Below are 14,514 nucleotides of genomic sequence, written 5' to 3' on the forward strand. Positions count from 1 at the left end.
GCCGGCCCTTTTTGTCATCGCTGCGCCACCTGCGGCGCGAGACGGTGACCGTCGATCTCTGTTGCCTAACAAACATTGCTGCGGGACAGCGGTCGATACACTTGCCCTGACGGTTTCACCCAATCGCATCGGCGCGCGCAGCGGCCGGTTGGAGGTGTCATGGCAAGCGAGAATCGAATCGTACCGGTGGTGCTGTGCGGCGGCACCGGCTCGAGGTTATGGCCGCTGTCGCGCGACGGCCATCCGAAGCAGTTCCTGCGTCTGCTTGGCGACCATACCTTGCTGCAGGACACGTTGCTGCGCGTGCGCGGTATCGACGGCGTCGGCGCGCCGATCCTCGTCAGCAATGAAGCGCACCGCTTCGTCGTCGCCGAACAGGCGCGCGAGATCGGCTGCGAACCGGCGGCGATCCTGCTCGAGCCGCATGCGCGCAACACCGCGCCGGCGGCCGCGGTCGCCGCGATCAAGGCTCAGGCGGGCGGCGACGATCCGATCCTGCTGGTGCTGCCGTCGGACCATCTGGTCCGCGACCACGCGGCGTTCGCGCGCTCGGTCACCGCCGCCAGCGTGGCCGCCGCGGCGGGCGCTGTTGCCACGCTGGGCGTGGTGCCGACCTTCCCGGCCACCGGCTACGGCTATATCAAGGCGGTGCCGACCAACGATGGCGCGCTGATGACGGTCAAGCGATTCGTCGAGAAGCCTTCGCTGGAGCAGGCCACCGACTTCCTCGGCGAAGGCAATTGCTTCTGGAACAGCGGCATGTTCCTGTTCCGCGCCTCGGTCTATCTCGATGCGCTGCGGCAGTTCGCCCCCGACATCCTGCGTGCCGCCGAACAGGCGGTGGCGCGCGGCAAATCCGATCTGGACTTCTGCCGGCTCGATGCCGATGCCTTCGGCGCGTGCCCGTCCGATTCGATCGACTATGCGGTGATGGAGCATCTGCGCGACGGGCGCATGGCGCCGCTCGCGGCCGACTGGAGCGATATCGGCTCGTGGGACGCGGTGTGGAAGGCGGCCGAGAAGACCGAAGGCAACAACGCGGCGGTCGGCAACGTGGTCACGCACGGCGCGCGCGATTGCCTGGTCCACGCCTCGCATCGGATGGTGGCGGTGGCCGGGCTCGACAGCGTGATCGTGGTGGAGACGCCCGACGTCGTGCTGGTCGTCCACAAGGACCATGCGCAGGACGTCAAGCAGCTGGTCGAAGCGCTGCGCGCGCAGGGACGCCCCGAGGCCACGCAGCATCGACAGGTCTACCGGCCGTGGGGCTCGTACGACAGCGTCGACCACGGCCAGCGCTATCAGGTCAAGCGCATCAGCGTCAAACCCGGCGCCAAGCTGTCGCTGCAGAAGCATCACCACCGCGCCGAGCACTGGGTGGTGGTGTCGGGCACCGCGCGCGTGCGCCGCGGCGACGTCGAATTCCTGCTGACCGAGGATCAGTCCACCTATATCCCGATCGGCGAAACCCACAGTCTAGAAAATCCCGGCCGGATCCCGCTCGAGTTGATCGAGATCCAGTCCGGCTCGTACCTTGGCGAAGACGACATCATCAGGATGGCAGACATTTATGGGCGCACTTGACCTGCAACCGCTCGGCCCGCTCGCGGCCGGCGATCTCGAACTCCAGCCGCGGCAGCACGACGAGGCGTCGGCCGGCAGCGGGGCACGCCGCAAGCGTGCGCTGATCACCGGCATCACCGGCCAGGACGGCGCCTATCTGTGCGAGCTGCTGCTGGCCAAGGGCTACGAGGTCCATGGCATCAAGCGCCGCAGCTCGCTGTTCAATACCGAGCGGATCGACCATCTGTACCAGGACCCGCAGGCCCCCGACCGCCGCCTGTTCCTGCACCACGGCGACATGACCGATACCGCCAGCATGGTGCGCGTGGTGCAGCAATCGCAGCCCGACGAGATCTACAACCTGGCGGCGCAAAGCCACGTGCAGGTGTCGTTCGAGGAGCCGGAATACACCGCGAACACCGATGCGCTCGGTACGCTGCGGCTGCTCGAAGCCATCCGCATCCTCGGCCTGGAAAAGACCACGCGCTTCTACCAGGCGTCGACCTCGGAGCTGTACGGCCTGGTGCAGGAGATTCCGCAGAAGGAAACCACGCCGTTCTATCCGCGCAGCCCGTATGCGGCCGCCAAGCTCTACGCGTACTGGATCACGGTGAACTACCGCGAGGCGTATGGCATGTACGCCTGCAACGGCATCCTGTTCAACCACGAGAGCCCGTTGCGCGGCGAGACCTTCGTGACGCGCAAGATCACGCGCGCCATCGCGCGGATCGCGCTCGGCCTGCAGGACACGCTGCACCTGGGCAACCTGTCCTCGCTGCGGGACTGGGGCCATGCGCGCGACTACGTGCAGATGCAATGGATGATGCTGCAGCAGGCACAGGCGGAGGACTTCGTGATCGCCACCGGCGAGCAGCACAGCGTGCGCGAATTCGTGCAGCGGGCCGCCGCCGAACTGGGCATCACGGTACGTTTCGAAGGCAGCGGGGTTGACGAGATCGGCGTGATCGACGCGATCGACAACAGCCGCCACCAGCTGGCGCCCGGACGCAAGGTCGGCGACGTGATCGTGCGGGTCGATCCACGCTACTTCCGCCCCACCGAGGTCGACACGCTGCTGGGCGATCCCACGCGGGCGCGCGAGCGGCTGGGATGGTCGCCGACCACCACCTTCGATGAACTGGTACGCGAGATGATCGGCGCCGACTACGCGGCGGCGCGGCGCGATGCCCTGTGCAAGCTGGCAGGCTTCCGCGCCTACGATCACCACGAATGATGGGCTGATGGCAAACGCGTCAGTGCGGCGGCGCGCAAGCGCCGGCGCATGGATGGCGGCCCGGGCCTGCTGCGGCGGGCCCGGGCCGCGCAAAGAAAGAGGAAAGCGTGGAGCGGATATTGCGCGGCATCGGCGCCAACGCCCTTGGGCAGGTGGTCACCATCCTGACCCAGCTGCTCAGCGTGCCGCTGTTCCTGGCGGCCTGGGGGCCCGAGCGCTACGGCACCTGGTTGATGGTCATTGCGGTACCGGTCTATCTGGGGCTCGCCGACCTGGGCTTCACCGGCGTGGCGGTCAATCGCATCAACATGAGCATCGCGGCGGGCAACCAGCGCGCCGCCGTGGTGTGCTACCAGTCGACGCTGGTGCTGCTGCTGTCGATCGGCGCCGTGCTGGGCGGGATGGCGATGCTGGCCGGCGCCGCCTTCGGCGACGCGATCGAGGGATGGACCGGCCTGGCCGGCGGCGCGGCGGTGCTGGCGATGCTGATGATCGCGATCTACGTGGTCGGCTACATGTTTGCACTGCTGTCGCACGGCGTGTTCTACAGCGTGGGGCGCTACGCCGAGGCCATCATGTGGTTGAACCTGTTCCGGCTGCTCGAATTCGTCGCGCTCGCCGCCGGCGTGCTGCTGTTCGATGGCGGCTTCCTGCTGCTGCTGACGCTGCTGGCTATTGTGCGGGTACTGCTGGTGGTGGTGACGTATGTGCGGATGGTGCGCCTGGCCGCATGGGCGCGCGCCGGCGTATCGGCGTTTTCGCGAGCCGAACTGCGCGAGATGCTGCTGCCCGCGCTGGCGCTCAATGCCTTCCCGATCGGCAACGCCCTCAATATGCAGGGCATGGTGCTGTGCGCGGGCTTTGTCTTCGGTCCCGCCTTCGTCGCCTACTTCAGCGCGATGCGCACGCTCTCGCGCATCCCCTACCAGCTGGGCCAGCTGATCAGCCAGTCGCTGTCTCCCGAGATCGGCCGGCTCTATGGCCAGCGCAACGCGCGCGCGCTGCGCGCCCTGTTCCGTCATGCGCTCAGCGCCTCGGTGGGATTGGCCGGTGCCTGCGGCGTGTTCCTGTATATCGCCGGTGAATGGATCTGCCAGCTGTGGACGCATGGCAAGATCGCGCCGATCCATCCCGACTACAGCTGGCTGCTGGCGGCCGCGGTGGTCAATTCGCTGTGGCATACGGCATCGGTGATGGTGACCTCGACCAACAACCACGCACGGCTGTCGCTGGTGTATCTGGCGGCAAACGCCGCCGGTCTGCTGATCGCGGTGGCGGGCGGCAAGCTGCTGGGCCAGGCGGCGGTGTCGTTCGGCGTGCTTGCCACCGAGCTGCTGATCCTGCTGGCGCTGCTGCCGCTGATACACGGTTTCGCTCGGCACGGATTGGCCGGGGTGCTGGCCAAGCCCTGAACCGGTCAAGCTCTGAACCGGTCAAGCCCTGAACGGATCATCCCCTCGTTGGCTGTCATTGCGGCGGATGCAGGCAGCGGATGCAGGCGGCGGATGCGCGGCGGATGCGGAGATGGGCGTCTTCGCGAGCCGCCGGGTCCCCCGCGGGCGCGGGGACGACGCATCTGACATCGGGCGCCGTGCGCACCGTCAGACGATATACCCTTCCTCGCGCCGGAAATAAGCCAGGTCCTCGGGCAGTTCCTGCACCGCCTTCGCCGGGCAGCCGCCGTACAGCATGTGTGGCGCCGCCATGCTGCGGTTCAGCACCGCGCCGGCGGCCAGCACGCTGTAGTCGGGCAGTGCCGCGCCGGGCAGCAGGATCGAGCCGGTGCCGACGAAGCAGTAGGCGCCGATCGTCACCGGCGCGCAGCGCTGGCGCGATTCGCGGATCGACACGCTGTGCGTCAGGATCTGGCTGCGATAGCCCGCCACCGTCGAATACGCACCGACCGTGATGGTGTCGGTGCAATCGAGGATATGGCGGGAGGTGATCGCGGCATGCCGGCCGATCACCAGTGCCGGGTCGCGGTCGGCGGCATCGCGAAAATGCGGCGAATCGGTCAGCCCCTGCGGGAATCCCGACACCCAGTTCAGGCTGCCGAGAATGGCATGCTCGCCCAGGCTCAGCCGGCGGATGCCCTTGACCAGCGTCAGGTGGGCGATGTGCGAGTGCGGCCCCATCTCGAGCTCGTCGCACAGCACCAGCGACCAGCCGATGCGCGCGCTCGGATCGATGCGCGCGCCGCAGAAGCGGTTCAGCAGCCGCCGCCGCAGCGGCCACGGCAGGCCGATCGAGACGGCCGCCAGCACTTTCCGGATCATGACTGCCTCCCGAACACGGGGCCGCGTACCACGCGCTCATAGGCGGCGCGCGGATTGGCCAGATGCTTGGTCACGCGGAACCAGGCCGACGCCAGATCGTCGTAGCGGCGGCGATCGCGCCCCAGAATCTTGCGGAACATGCGCTGCTCGAACTGCCGGTGCGCCTCGGCCATCCGCGCCGAGCCGGTGATCGACTCGGCGTAGACGCGGTAGCAGCTGAGAAAGTCGGGCACATTGCGGAAGGTGGCTCCGGCCAGCGCCATGTCGACCACCAGTTCGCCGTCCCAGTTCGAGCGGTTCTCGACATTGAAGCCGCCGACCGCGCGATAGGTCTCGGCGCGAAAGAAGGTCGACGGCTGGATCGCAATGCTGGCGCCATAGGCGGCGCGCCGCAGGCCGAAGCGGTCGGAGTAGACGCGCCGCACGAGTGCGCCCTCGCCGTCGATCACGTAGCCGTTGCCGCAGATCACGTCGGACGACGGATAGCGGCGGAAGTAGGCGGCCACCTTGGCGAACGCCTCCGGCAGGAACAGGTCGTCGGAGTTCAGGTAGCAGAAGATCTCCCCCGTCGCCGCCGCGAAGCCCTTGTTCAGGCCGTCGGCGGGGCCGTTGTCGGGCTCGAGGATGCAATGGTCGATCGACCTGGCATGGCGCGCGATGATGTCGCGGCTGCCATCGGTCGAGCCCGGATCGACCACGATGTATTCGATCTCGCAACCGCGCTGGCCCGTGACCGAACGGATCGCCTGCTCCAGATACCGCGCCTGGTTGAACGAGACCGTCACCACGCTGAATTTCATTGCACGCTCCGCAGCTGGCGATTGCGGGAGGCATGGTGCCAGGCGAACAGCATGCCGAGGAACAGCGCGGACTCCCAGCGGTGGTCCGCCGAGAACGGCGAGAAGAACACGTCCCAGACGAACTGCGCGGTGCCGACATAGAAGAAGATCGGCAGCGTGGGAATATTGCGCACGAACAACCACAGCGTGCGGGCCAACATGCAGATCCAGTAGAGGCCGCCGACGAGGCCGCTCCAGATCAGCGCGCCCATCAGGAAGGAGTGGGCGGGAATCAGCGTGTCGTCGGTGACGACGATCTTGTCGTCGAGCGCGGCCCCCATCTGGTAGACCATCACGCTGTAGGCGTCCTGGTAGCCGTTGCGGTCGATCGCCCACGAGCCATGGCCGAGCAGCGGCGCATCGAGGAAGGCGCGCATCGAGATCAGGATCTCCGAGCGGCCGCCGAACAGGATGCCGAGCTCGCTGGTGGCCTGCACGGTGTATTTGTGCGCGGCTTCGGGGGTGAGGAAGCCGAACTCGCCGGCATGCGCGAAGACCATCGAGAACAGCGCGTTGAGCGCCGCGATCACCAGCACCAGTACGCCGAACAGCAAGGGAATGCCGCCGCGCGCATTGGTCAGGCTGCGCACCCACGCAACCACGGCGCTACGGCGCAGCAGGTAGATCACCAGCGCCAGCAGCGGCAGCCCCGCCGCGCTGCGGAAGTCGAACGCCGCGGACACGGCGCAATAGGCCAGGATGCACAGCGCGATGCGCAGCGCGCCGGCGCGTGCCAGCGCCAGATAGCACAGCAGCAGCATCAGCACCGGCGTCGCATAACCCCACTTCCAGGGGTTGTACAGCATCTCCTCGGTCGGGGCCCGGCTCACGTTGAAGATCTCGCTGAGCGCGGCGCCGATCAGAAAATACCAGATCCGCTTCGGACTGCCCTGGCTGAAGTGCGTGCCGATCGCGAACACCGTCAGGAAGAACACGCCCGGCGCCAGCACGCCTTTGATCGAACTGGTCAGCGGCGTGCTGTTGGACAGGTCCGACAGCGCCTGGGCGAACGCCCACATCAATGTCAGGCCGAGGAAGGTGGCATAGCCGCGCTCGATCCGCAGCGTCGACAGCATCGCCAGGCCGTATGCCGCCGCGATGAATTCGCCGACGTACACTTCGCCGATCACATTGAGCTTGATCGCACACAGTGCGCCGAGCCCGAGGTACAGCAGCAGGGCGGCGTGGCTGGTGCGGGCGCCGATCGGCAGGGTCGAGGTGGTTTGCATGGTCTGACCGCCTTCTGAGTCGGTGAGCGGGTATGCCGTGCGGGACCAGGGCGGAACCGGACATCCGGACCCGCGAGCCCACGGACCCGCATGGCCGCACGATGCCGGGGGGTAAGCATGTTTTCCGTTCGATGGCGCACACCGGTTCGAGCCGCCCCGCGCCAATGTGCGCAAGCCCACAGTCGGGAGCGGGATCGCGCGCTAGAGTCCGTCCAGTGCACGCCCTTCCGGGTGCAGCCCGGCGTTCCCGATCCTCGCCCGATCGCCACGCCGGTGGCCCAATTCGCCGATCCACAGTCAGTGTCACAGCCATGAATCAGCCTCCACAACGCATCTTCGTTGCCGGCCATCGCGGCATGGTCGGCGGCGCCATCGTGCGCGCGCTCGGCGCGCGTCCCGACATCACCGTGATCACCCGCACGCATGCCGAACTGGACCTGTGCGACCAGGCCAGGGTACGCGCCTTCTTCGCCGAGCAGCGCATCGATCAGGTCTACCTGGCCGCCGCACGTGTCGGCGGCATCCATGCCAACAACACCTATCCGGCCGAGTTCATCCAGCAGAACCTGCTGATCGCGGCCAACGTCGTTCATGAATCGTGGCGCTCGGGCGTCAAGCGGCTGCTGTTCCTCGGTTCGAGCTGCATCTATCCGGCCTTCGCCACGCAGCCGATCGACGAGGCGGCGCTGCTCACCGGCGCGCTGGAGCCGACCAACGCGCCGTATGCCATCGCCAAGATCGCCGGCATCAAGCTGTGCGAGAGCTACAACCGGCAATACGGCACCGACTTCCGCTGCGCGATGCCCACCAATCTGTACGGCCCCGGCGACAACTACCACCCGGAGAACAGCCACGTGATACCCGGCCTGCTGCGGCGCTTCCACGAGGCCAAGCAGAGCGGCGCCAGCGAGGTGGTGGTGTGGGGCACCGGCACGCCGCTGCGCGAATTCCTCTACGCCGACGATCTCGGCCAGGCCTGCGTGCACCTGATGGCGCTGCCGCAGCAGGAATATCGCAACCACGCCGGCGCGCCGGGTTTCTTCAATGTGGGCAGCCCCGACGAGGTCAGCATCCGCGTGCTGGCCGAGCTGATCGCCGACACCGTGGGCTTTCGCGGCGCGATCCGCTTCGACACCAGCAAACCCGACGGCACGCCGCGCAAGCGGCTGAACTCGCGCCGGATCGAGGCGACCGGCTGGAAGCCGACCGTGTCGCTGGTCGACGGACTGCGGCTGGCCTATCGCGACGCGCTGCAAAGCGGCCGCCTGGAGAGCCCGCCGCGGCGCCAGCCGCGGCTGGTCGCGCTGCGCTGAGCCCGCGCAGGTCCCGCCGATGAAGATCCTGCTGTACTGCCTCAATTACGCTCCCGAGCTGACCGGCATCGGCAAGTACACAGGCGAACAGGCTCGCTGGTTCGCCGCGCGCGGCCACCAGGTGCGCGTCGTCACGGCCCCGCCCTACTATCCGGCCTGGCGTGTCGGCGCCGGCTACCGCGCCTGGCAATACCGGCGCGAGCAACACGACGGCGTGCAGGTATGGCGCGCGCCGATCTGGGTGCCGCGCCGGCCGTCTGGCTTCAAGCGCGTGCTGCATCTGGCCAGCTTCGCGCTGAGCAGCCTGCCTTGCCTGCTGGCGCAATGGCGCTGGCGTCCGGACGTGGTGATGGTGGTCGAGCCGCCGCTGCTGTGCAGCCCCGCCGCGCTGCTACTCGGCCGCTGGACCGGTGCGAAGACCTGGCTGCATGTGCAGGACTACGAGGTCGATGCCGCCTTCGCGCTCGGACTGCTGAAGCAGCCGTTGCTGCGCAGGCTCGCCTATGGGCTGGAGCGCCATGCGATGGCCGGTTTCGACCGCGTATCGACGATCTCCGAGGCAATGCTGCGGCTCGCGCGCGACAAGGGCGCGCCGGCCGCACGCACGCAACTGATTCCGAACTGGGTCGACCTGCGCGCGATCCAGCCCGGCCGCGGCAGTCTCTATCGGCGTCGGCTGGGCATTGCGCCCGATGCCACGGTAGCCCTGTACTCCGGCAACATGGGCAACAAGCAGGGACTGGAAGTGTTGGCCGAGGCCGCGCGCCAGTTGCGCGACCGGCCAGACATCTGGTTCGTGCTGTGCGGAGACGGCGCGGGCCGTGCCGCGCTCGAGCAGGCGTGCGCCGGGCTGCCGCAGGTCCGTTTCCTGCCGCTGCAGCCGGCCTCGCGCTTTCCCGCGCTGCTGGCCGCCGCCGATCTGCATCTGCTGCCGCAGCGCGCCGATGCCGCCGACCTGGTGCTGCCGTCGAAGCTGGCGGGCATGCTGGCCAGCGGCCGGCCGGTCATTGCGACCGCGCATCCCGGCACCGAGCTGGCCCGGCTGGCGGCGCGCTGCGGGCGCGTGGTCGCGCCGGGCGACGGCCTCGCGCTTGCCGCGGCGATCGATGCGCTGGCCGCCGACCCGGCGACGCGAGACGCGCTCGGCGCGGCGGGCCGCGCCTGGGCCGAGCGGCATCTGGACCGCGACGCGGTGCTGGGCCGCTGGGAGGCCGCGATGCAGGCCCTGTGCGGCGAGCGCGCGGCGGTCAGCGTGCCGGCCGCGAGCGTCGGCACCGAGTAACGGACGGCGTTTCGGGCGTTTCGGGCGGCGTTTGCCTCAGCGGTCACTGCCGCTGGTCACGCCGCCCCCGCCCGTGCCGCGATCCGATGTGCCGCTGCCCTTGGTCGCCCCGGACGGCGTGCTGGCCTTGCCGCCGCCGGCGCTGGCGCGGCTGCTGCCCTGGGTCGAGTCGGACACGCCGCCGGCGCGGCGCGAGCCGCTCGCCGGCTTGCCGCTGGTCGCGTCGCCGCCGCTGTTGGCAGCGGTGTTGCCCGCGTTGTTCCCCGCGGTCTTCCCTGTGCCGCCGCCGGGCGCGGCCTTCGCGCTGCCAGGAGGCTGACGTCCGCCCGACGGCGAACCGGTGGTCGGACTGCCGCCATGCTCGACATCGCCGGCGCGGGATTGACGGGAGCCGCCGGCGCCGGCTTGCGCGCCGCCCTGGGCCCCGCCTTGCCCGCTGCCTTGCGCGCTGCCTTGCACGCTCGACTGGGCGCCCTGTCCGGGGCCGACCGCGCCGCGCGCACCGCCGCTGACGGGAGCGCTGGCGCCGGCCGCGGTACCTGCGCCAGCGCCGGCGCTATCGCTCATGCCGGTCGATCCTGCCTTGCCGCTGCCGCCGCTCGAGCGGCCCTGCGCCATCGCGAGCTGGCTCGCCAGCGCGAGGCAAGACGCGGCCACCACCAGCAGATCTCGTGGTTTCATGCTGTCCCTCCTGATTGTCGTGGTGATCTACCCGCTCGCCACGCAAGCCGCATGCCGGTATTTGCGAGCCACCTGCAACATGGGGCTCCTGCGCCGCGCTGCAGCGCTTGCAGAAATTGCTCCACGGGCTTGCATATTTGGGGCCGGCGCGCATCGCGCGTCATCGGCGCCCGGGGGCGATCAAGGCGCCGTGGCAAACGCGCGGGCCGGCACGCGCGCCGAGCGCCGCGACAGCCGTTCGAACTCGACCACGTCGTGGCCGCAGCAGACCGTCATATGGCCGTCGCGCCGTTCCTTGAGCTCGCGCAGATGCCGTTGTGTCGCCAGGCGAGCCTCACGGTCCTTTTCCATCATCCATTGATAGAAGCGCAGCCCCGGCGTGCAGTAGGGCCGCACCGGGTCGAGCTCGCCGTGATGGAAATAGGCGTCGCCCGCCTGCAGCAGCCATTCGCCCTGCGCCTGCACCGCGATGCCGGCATGGCCGAAGGTATGGCCGGGCAATGCAACCATCGCGATCTCGGGCGGCAGACCGTCGAGCGTGCGGACGCGGTCGAAGCCGTACCAGCGCTCGCCGACGTCGGGTGCGTAGGTGCGCCAGCGTTCCTGCGTCGACCACTGCTGCGGCCGGAAGCGCTGGCGGTCCAGCCACGTGCGCTGCAGCCGCGCATAGTCGCGCTCGGCCGCCATCAGGTGGACGGTGGCCCAGGGGAAGTCGTCGAGTCCGCCGGCGTGGTCGAAGTCCAGATGCGTCAGCACGATGTGCCGCACGTCGCGCGGATCGAAGCCGAGCGCCTCCACCTGCCGGTAGGCCGTCATCTCGTCGCGGAAATCGGGCCGCAACAGCGTCAGGAAGAAGCCGCTCAGGCGCGAGCGCGGGTCCTGCACGTCGCGCCGCCCCATGCCGGTATCGACCAGCACCAGGCACTCCGGCAGCTCGACGAGCAGGCAGTGGCAGGCCAGCTCGCCGCGCTCGAGGATCGAACGGGAACGTCCGTCCATCAGGCGCCCGCCCAGCGGACAAGTCGAGATGCAGTTCAGATGATGGATCCGCATGAATGGTCTCCTGCACGATCCACCGCTCGTGCAAGTCCCATTCCAGGCCGCCGGGCATCCACGGCGCGGGGTCTGTGACCGGCCGCACCGACCGTCGGCGTGTCCCGGCACACCATCGTCCCATGCGCGCCGCGCGCTTACCGGGACAGCCGATGCTGATTACGCAAGACGATCCGACCATGGGCCCCTCGTTCTCGCTGGGGAACCGCGTGCAGCGGCAGATCTGGAACTGGGTCTGGCTGTTCCTGTTCCGTCCCAGCCCGCGGCCCGCACACGCCTGGCGCGCCGCGCTGCTGCGGCTGTTCGGCGCGCAGCTCGGGCGCCATGTCCATGTCTACCCGGGCGTGCGCATCTGGGCACCGTGGAATCTGCGCATCGGCAACAATGCCGGCGTGGCCGACGGCGTCACGCTGTACAACATCGAGCGCATCGACATCGGCGAATACTGCGTGGTGTCGCAAGGCACGCATCTGTGCACCGGCTCGCACGACTACAACAGCCCGAACTTCCAGCTGATCGCCTCGCCGATCACGCTGGCGCCGCGGGTGTGGATCTGCGCGGAGAGCTTCGTCTCGCCGGGGGTGTCCGTGCCGGAAGGCGCGGTGGTCGCGCCGCGCTCGGTGGTCACCAAATCGCTGCCGACGCCGTGGACGGTCTACGGCGGTACGCCGGCGCGGGCAATCGGCACGCGCAAGCCGCAGGGACGCTGAGTCGCAGGGACTGAACCGCCGAGCCGCGGCGCAGGGTGACGCGGCGGCGCGACGCCGCGCTCACGAGCTCAGGAGCTCAGTTGTTCAACTGCTCAGGCGCTCAGGCGCTCAACTCCATCACGATCTGCTGGTAGGTCTCGGCGAAGCGGCGACGGCGCCGTGCCAGGTCGTCGCGGGCAAGGCGCGCCTGCTCGGCGTCGCTCTCGGACGAGGCCGGACAGGCAAGCGCCTGCGCCATCGCGTCGGCCAGCGCGGGCGCATCGTCCGGGGCGAAGAAGACCCCGCGTGGCGGCGCCTGTTCGCGGTGGACCTCGATATCGGACAGCAGGATCGGCTTGTTCAGCGACCTGGCCTCTTCCACCGTGGTGCTCCATCCTTCGAAGCGCGACGGGTTGATCAGCGCGGCCGCGCCACGCATCAGGCCGGCCAGATCGCCGTGCGGGACCACGCCGAGGAAGCGGAAATTCCGCTGCAGGCCGGCCTCCGCGACGCTGCCCAGCAGGCGCTGGCCATAGCCGGGCTGCTGCCGATGGTCGGCGGTCTGGCCCGTCGACAGCACCAGCGCTTCGATCCCGCGCTGCTTCAGCAGGCGCAGTGCCTCGACCACGATGCCGTGGTTCTTGTGCTGCCACAGCTGGTTCGGCAAATGGAAGTAGGGACCGCGAAAGCCGTAGCGGCGCTCCAGCTCGGACACCGGCGGCGCCGGCGCCAGCGGATTCATGTTGGCCACGAACTGCAGCACGCGGGCGCGATGCGCCTGCGCCGGAAAGCAGCGCTGCAGATCGCGGCACGCGGCGTGGCTGCTGACCAGCACGCGCGCCGAGCCCTGGCACAAGGACGCGAACAGGCGGTCGCGCATCGCGATCTCTTCGCCGGAGAACATCTGGGGCAGATGCAGATGCTGGAAATCGGGAATCCAGCCCAGCGTCGGCACGCCGGCGCGCGGTCCGAGCGGGTTGTGGTGCGACAGCACCGCGATGCCGTTGCGGGCCAGATAGCGGGCCAGCAGCAGGTCCGTGCCGCTTGCCGCCTGGCAGGCCTTGCGCACGTACCACCACGGACGGCGGCGATCGAGCAGCGCCGTGCGATGAACCGGCAGCGGCGGCATGCCTTCGAGCAGGTCCGCCGGCGTGCGCTCGCCGGTCAGGATCACCGGATCGATCGTGCGTCCGGGCAGTGTGTGCAGCGCCCACAGCAGGTTGCGGAAGTAGCTGATGCCGCCGAGCCAGCCGCGATCCTGGAAGGCGAAAACGAAACCGACCCTAGTCATCGCACACTGCCTCGAACCATTGGGCATAGCGCCGCACGCCCGTTTCGAGCCGGATCTGCGGGGCCCAGCCGGTGCTCAGCGTATGACCGATATCGGCGCACTGGTCGCAAGGGTCGCCGTGACGGACCGCCAGCGAAAAGCGCGGATGGCGCGACGGCGCCAGGTCCCGATACAGCAGCGTCAGCACCTGCCTGACCGTGGTGGTCGTGCCGCTGGCGCCGTTGTAGATCGGGCAGGCCGGCGACGCCTGCGCCGCCACCGCGGCCACCAGGCGCGCCGCATCCTCGGCATGCAGCCAATCGCGGCTCTCCTCGCCCGTGCCGCAATAGAGGTCGTCGCGCTGGCCGATCTTGCGGCATGCGTCCCACAGCAGCTGCTTGCGCTGCCCCTCGCCAAAGAGCGAAAAAAAGCGCACCACCGCCACCGACACGCCGAAGTGCGCGCCATACGACGCGCACAACTGCTCGGCCATCAACTTGTGCATGCCATAGGGAGAGGCCGGCCGCAGCGGCGCCGTGCTGCCTTCGCTGGCGGGCAGATGCGCGGCGTTGCCATAGACCGCGGCGCTGGACGGATAGACCACCGGGGTGCGTGGGCAATGCCGCCGGATGTATTCGAGCACGGCGGCGGTCGAGTCGACGGTGCGGGCGTGGTCGCCGAAAGGATCGCGCAGCGATGCCGACACCGACCCGCCGCCGGCGCAGTGCACCAGCAGATCCGGCTCGATCTCCAGCCGCTCCAGGCGCTCGAGACTGACCGGGGCCTGGTGCCAGACCACGCGGCCGGCGCAGGCGCTGCCCGGGCTGCCGTGGCCGAGGCCGACCACACGCCAGCCCGCGGCAAGATAGTGCTCCACGACGTAACCGCCGAAGAAGCCTCTCGCCCCGGTGACCAGTACGGTCTTTTCAGTCATCGTCGATCGCCCTGCAACGTGTTGCGAACCAAAGGTCCTCTTGTGCAGACAATGTAGCGTCCAACATGGCGTCGCACTGTTGCCTCGACCTCATAAAAGGTCAAGTTACTTTTCGTGGGATGCCCGCGCAGTGTGGCGGCCGCGCGTGCCG

13 protein-coding genes are annotated in these 14,514 nt (G+C 68.9%); 6 read left to right on the forward strand and 7 right to left on the reverse strand.

Annotated features, from left to right (window positions below):
* Positions 1–159 precede the first annotated feature (159 nt).
* From K7G19_RS08965 to K7G19_RS08975, 3 genes are all read left to right on the forward strand, one after another.
* The gene (locus tag K7G19_RS08965) at positions 160–1,584 is read left to right on the forward strand and encodes a mannose-1-phosphate guanylyltransferase/mannose-6-phosphate isomerase (RefSeq protein ID WP_226106900.1); all 1,425 of its coding nucleotides are present in this window, start codon (positions 160–162) and stop codon (positions 1,582–1,584) included.
* The gene (gene gmd / locus K7G19_RS08970; protein WP_226106902.1) at positions 1,571–2,797 is read left to right on the forward strand and encodes a GDP-mannose 4,6-dehydratase; all 1,227 of its coding nucleotides are present in this window, start codon (positions 1,571–1,573) and stop codon (positions 2,795–2,797) included. The genes K7G19_RS08965 and gmd overlap by 14 nt, the downstream gene beginning before the upstream one ends.
* Positions 2,798–2,904: 107 nt before the next feature.
* Complete coding sequence (locus K7G19_RS08975) at positions 2,905–4,209, forward strand: lipopolysaccharide biosynthesis protein (protein ID WP_226106904.1); 1,305 nt, start codon at positions 2,905–2,907, stop codon at positions 4,207–4,209.
* Positions 4,210–4,398: 189 nt separating this feature from the next.
* Here K7G19_RS08975 and K7G19_RS08980 read toward each other — a convergent pair whose 3' ends face one another.
* The 3 genes from K7G19_RS08980 to K7G19_RS08990 are packed head-to-tail and all read right to left on the reverse strand — an operon-like array spanning position 4,399 to position 7,141.
* Entirely contained in the window at positions 4,399–5,073 is a 675-nt protein-coding gene (locus K7G19_RS08980) for a hypothetical protein (protein ID WP_006577967.1), read from the reverse strand.
* On the reverse strand, positions 5,070–5,873 hold the full coding sequence (locus K7G19_RS08985; RefSeq protein WP_150084717.1) for a glycosyltransferase family 2 protein: 804 nt from the start codon (positions 5,871–5,873) through the stop codon (positions 5,070–5,072). The genes K7G19_RS08980 and K7G19_RS08985 overlap by 4 nt, the downstream gene beginning before the upstream one ends.
* A complete protein-coding gene (locus tag K7G19_RS08990; RefSeq protein WP_149318563.1) occupies positions 5,870–7,141 on the reverse strand; it encodes a hypothetical protein in 1,272 nt (423 codons plus the stop codon). The genes K7G19_RS08985 and K7G19_RS08990 overlap by 4 nt, the downstream gene beginning before the upstream one ends.
* Positions 7,142–7,452: 311 nt before the next feature.
* Here K7G19_RS08990 and K7G19_RS08995 point away from each other — a divergent pair, with 311 nt between their 5' ends.
* Both K7G19_RS08995 and K7G19_RS09000 read left to right on the forward strand, forming a co-directional pair.
* Positions 7,453–8,454: a GDP-L-fucose synthase gene (locus tag K7G19_RS08995; RefSeq protein ID WP_149318564.1), complete on the forward strand. Its 1,002-nt coding sequence runs from the start codon at positions 7,453–7,455 to the stop codon at positions 8,452–8,454.
* A 19-nt stretch (positions 8,455–8,473) separates the two neighbouring features.
* Complete coding sequence (locus tag K7G19_RS09000; protein ID WP_226106907.1) at positions 8,474–9,736, forward strand: glycosyltransferase WbuB; 1,263 nt, start codon at positions 8,474–8,476, stop codon at positions 9,734–9,736.
* Between the two features lie 36 nt (positions 9,737–9,772).
* On the opposite strand, the gene K7G19_RS09005 is transcribed toward K7G19_RS09000, so the two are convergent.
* Together K7G19_RS09005 and K7G19_RS09010 are read right to left on the reverse strand one after the other, a co-directional pair.
* Positions 9,773–10,417, reverse strand: coding sequence for a hypothetical protein (locus tag K7G19_RS09005; protein WP_226106908.1), 645 nt, complete (start codon positions 10,415–10,417; stop codon positions 9,773–9,775).
* A gap of 180 nt (positions 10,418–10,597) precedes the next feature.
* A complete protein-coding gene (locus K7G19_RS09010; RefSeq protein WP_150082807.1) occupies positions 10,598–11,470 on the reverse strand; it encodes an MBL fold metallo-hydrolase in 873 nt (290 codons plus the stop codon).
* A gap of 152 nt (positions 11,471–11,622) precedes the next feature.
* Between K7G19_RS09010 and K7G19_RS09015 the strand changes: the two genes are divergently transcribed.
* Complete coding sequence (locus tag K7G19_RS09015; protein WP_149318568.1) at positions 11,623–12,180, forward strand: putative colanic acid biosynthesis acetyltransferase; 558 nt, start codon at positions 11,623–11,625, stop codon at positions 12,178–12,180.
* Positions 12,181–12,280: 100 nt separating this feature from the next.
* On the opposite strand, the gene K7G19_RS09020 is transcribed toward K7G19_RS09015, so the two are convergent.
* Both K7G19_RS09020 and K7G19_RS09025 read right to left on the reverse strand, forming a co-directional pair.
* A complete protein-coding gene (locus K7G19_RS09020) occupies positions 12,281–13,450 on the reverse strand; it encodes a glycosyltransferase family 1 protein (RefSeq protein WP_226106910.1) in 1,170 nt (389 codons plus the stop codon).
* Positions 13,443–14,363, reverse strand: coding sequence for an NAD(P)-dependent oxidoreductase (locus K7G19_RS09025; RefSeq protein ID WP_226106912.1), 921 nt, complete (start codon positions 14,361–14,363; stop codon positions 13,443–13,445). Before K7G19_RS09025 ends, K7G19_RS09020 begins: the two co-directional genes overlap by 8 nt.
* Between the last annotated feature and the right edge of the window lie 151 nt (positions 14,364–14,514).

Source organism: Cupriavidus sp. DB3 (assembly GCF_020418465.1).
GTDB classification, from domain to species: Bacteria; Pseudomonadota; Gammaproteobacteria; order Burkholderiales; family Burkholderiaceae; genus Cupriavidus; species Cupriavidus cauae.

Bases quoted from the DNA above. Each gene is read 5' to 3' on its own strand.
- K7G19_RS08965 (WP_226106900.1), top strand. From the start codon at position 160: ATGGCAAGCGAGAATCGAATCGTACCGGTGGTGCTGTGCGGCGGCACC.
- gmd (WP_226106902.1), top strand. From the start codon at position 1,571: ATGGGCGCACTTGACCTGCAACCGCTCGGCCCGCTCGCGGCCGGCGAT.
- K7G19_RS08980 (WP_006577967.1), bottom strand. From the start codon at position 5,073: ATGATCCGGAAAGTGCTGGCGGCCGTCTCGATCGGCCTGCCGTGGCCG.
- K7G19_RS08985 (WP_150084717.1), bottom strand. From the start codon at position 5,873: ATGAAATTCAGCGTGGTGACGGTCTCGTTCAACCAGGCGCGGTATCTG.
- K7G19_RS08990 (WP_149318563.1), bottom strand. From the start codon at position 7,141: ATGCAAACCACCTCGACCCTGCCGATCGGCGCCCGCACCAGCCACGCC.
- K7G19_RS08995 (WP_149318564.1), top strand. From the start codon at position 7,453: ATGAATCAGCCTCCACAACGCATCTTCGTTGCCGGCCATCGCGGCATG.
- K7G19_RS09000 (WP_226106907.1), top strand. From the start codon at position 8,474: ATGAAGATCCTGCTGTACTGCCTCAATTACGCTCCCGAGCTGACCGGC.
- K7G19_RS09005 (WP_226106908.1), bottom strand. From the start codon at position 10,417: ATGAAACCACGAGATCTGCTGGTGGTGGCCGCGTCTTGCCTCGCGCTG.
- K7G19_RS09010 (WP_150082807.1), bottom strand. From the start codon at position 11,470: ATGCGGATCCATCATCTGAACTGCATCTCGACTTGTCCGCTGGGCGGG.
- K7G19_RS09015 (WP_149318568.1), top strand. From the start codon at position 11,623: ATGCTGATTACGCAAGACGATCCGACCATGGGCCCCTCGTTCTCGCTG.
- K7G19_RS09020 (WP_226106910.1), bottom strand. From the start codon at position 13,450: ATGACTAGGGTCGGTTTCGTTTTCGCCTTCCAGGATCGCGGCTGGCTC.
- K7G19_RS09025 (WP_226106912.1), bottom strand. From the start codon at position 14,363: ATGACTGAAAAGACCGTACTGGTCACCGGGGCGAGAGGCTTCTTCGGC.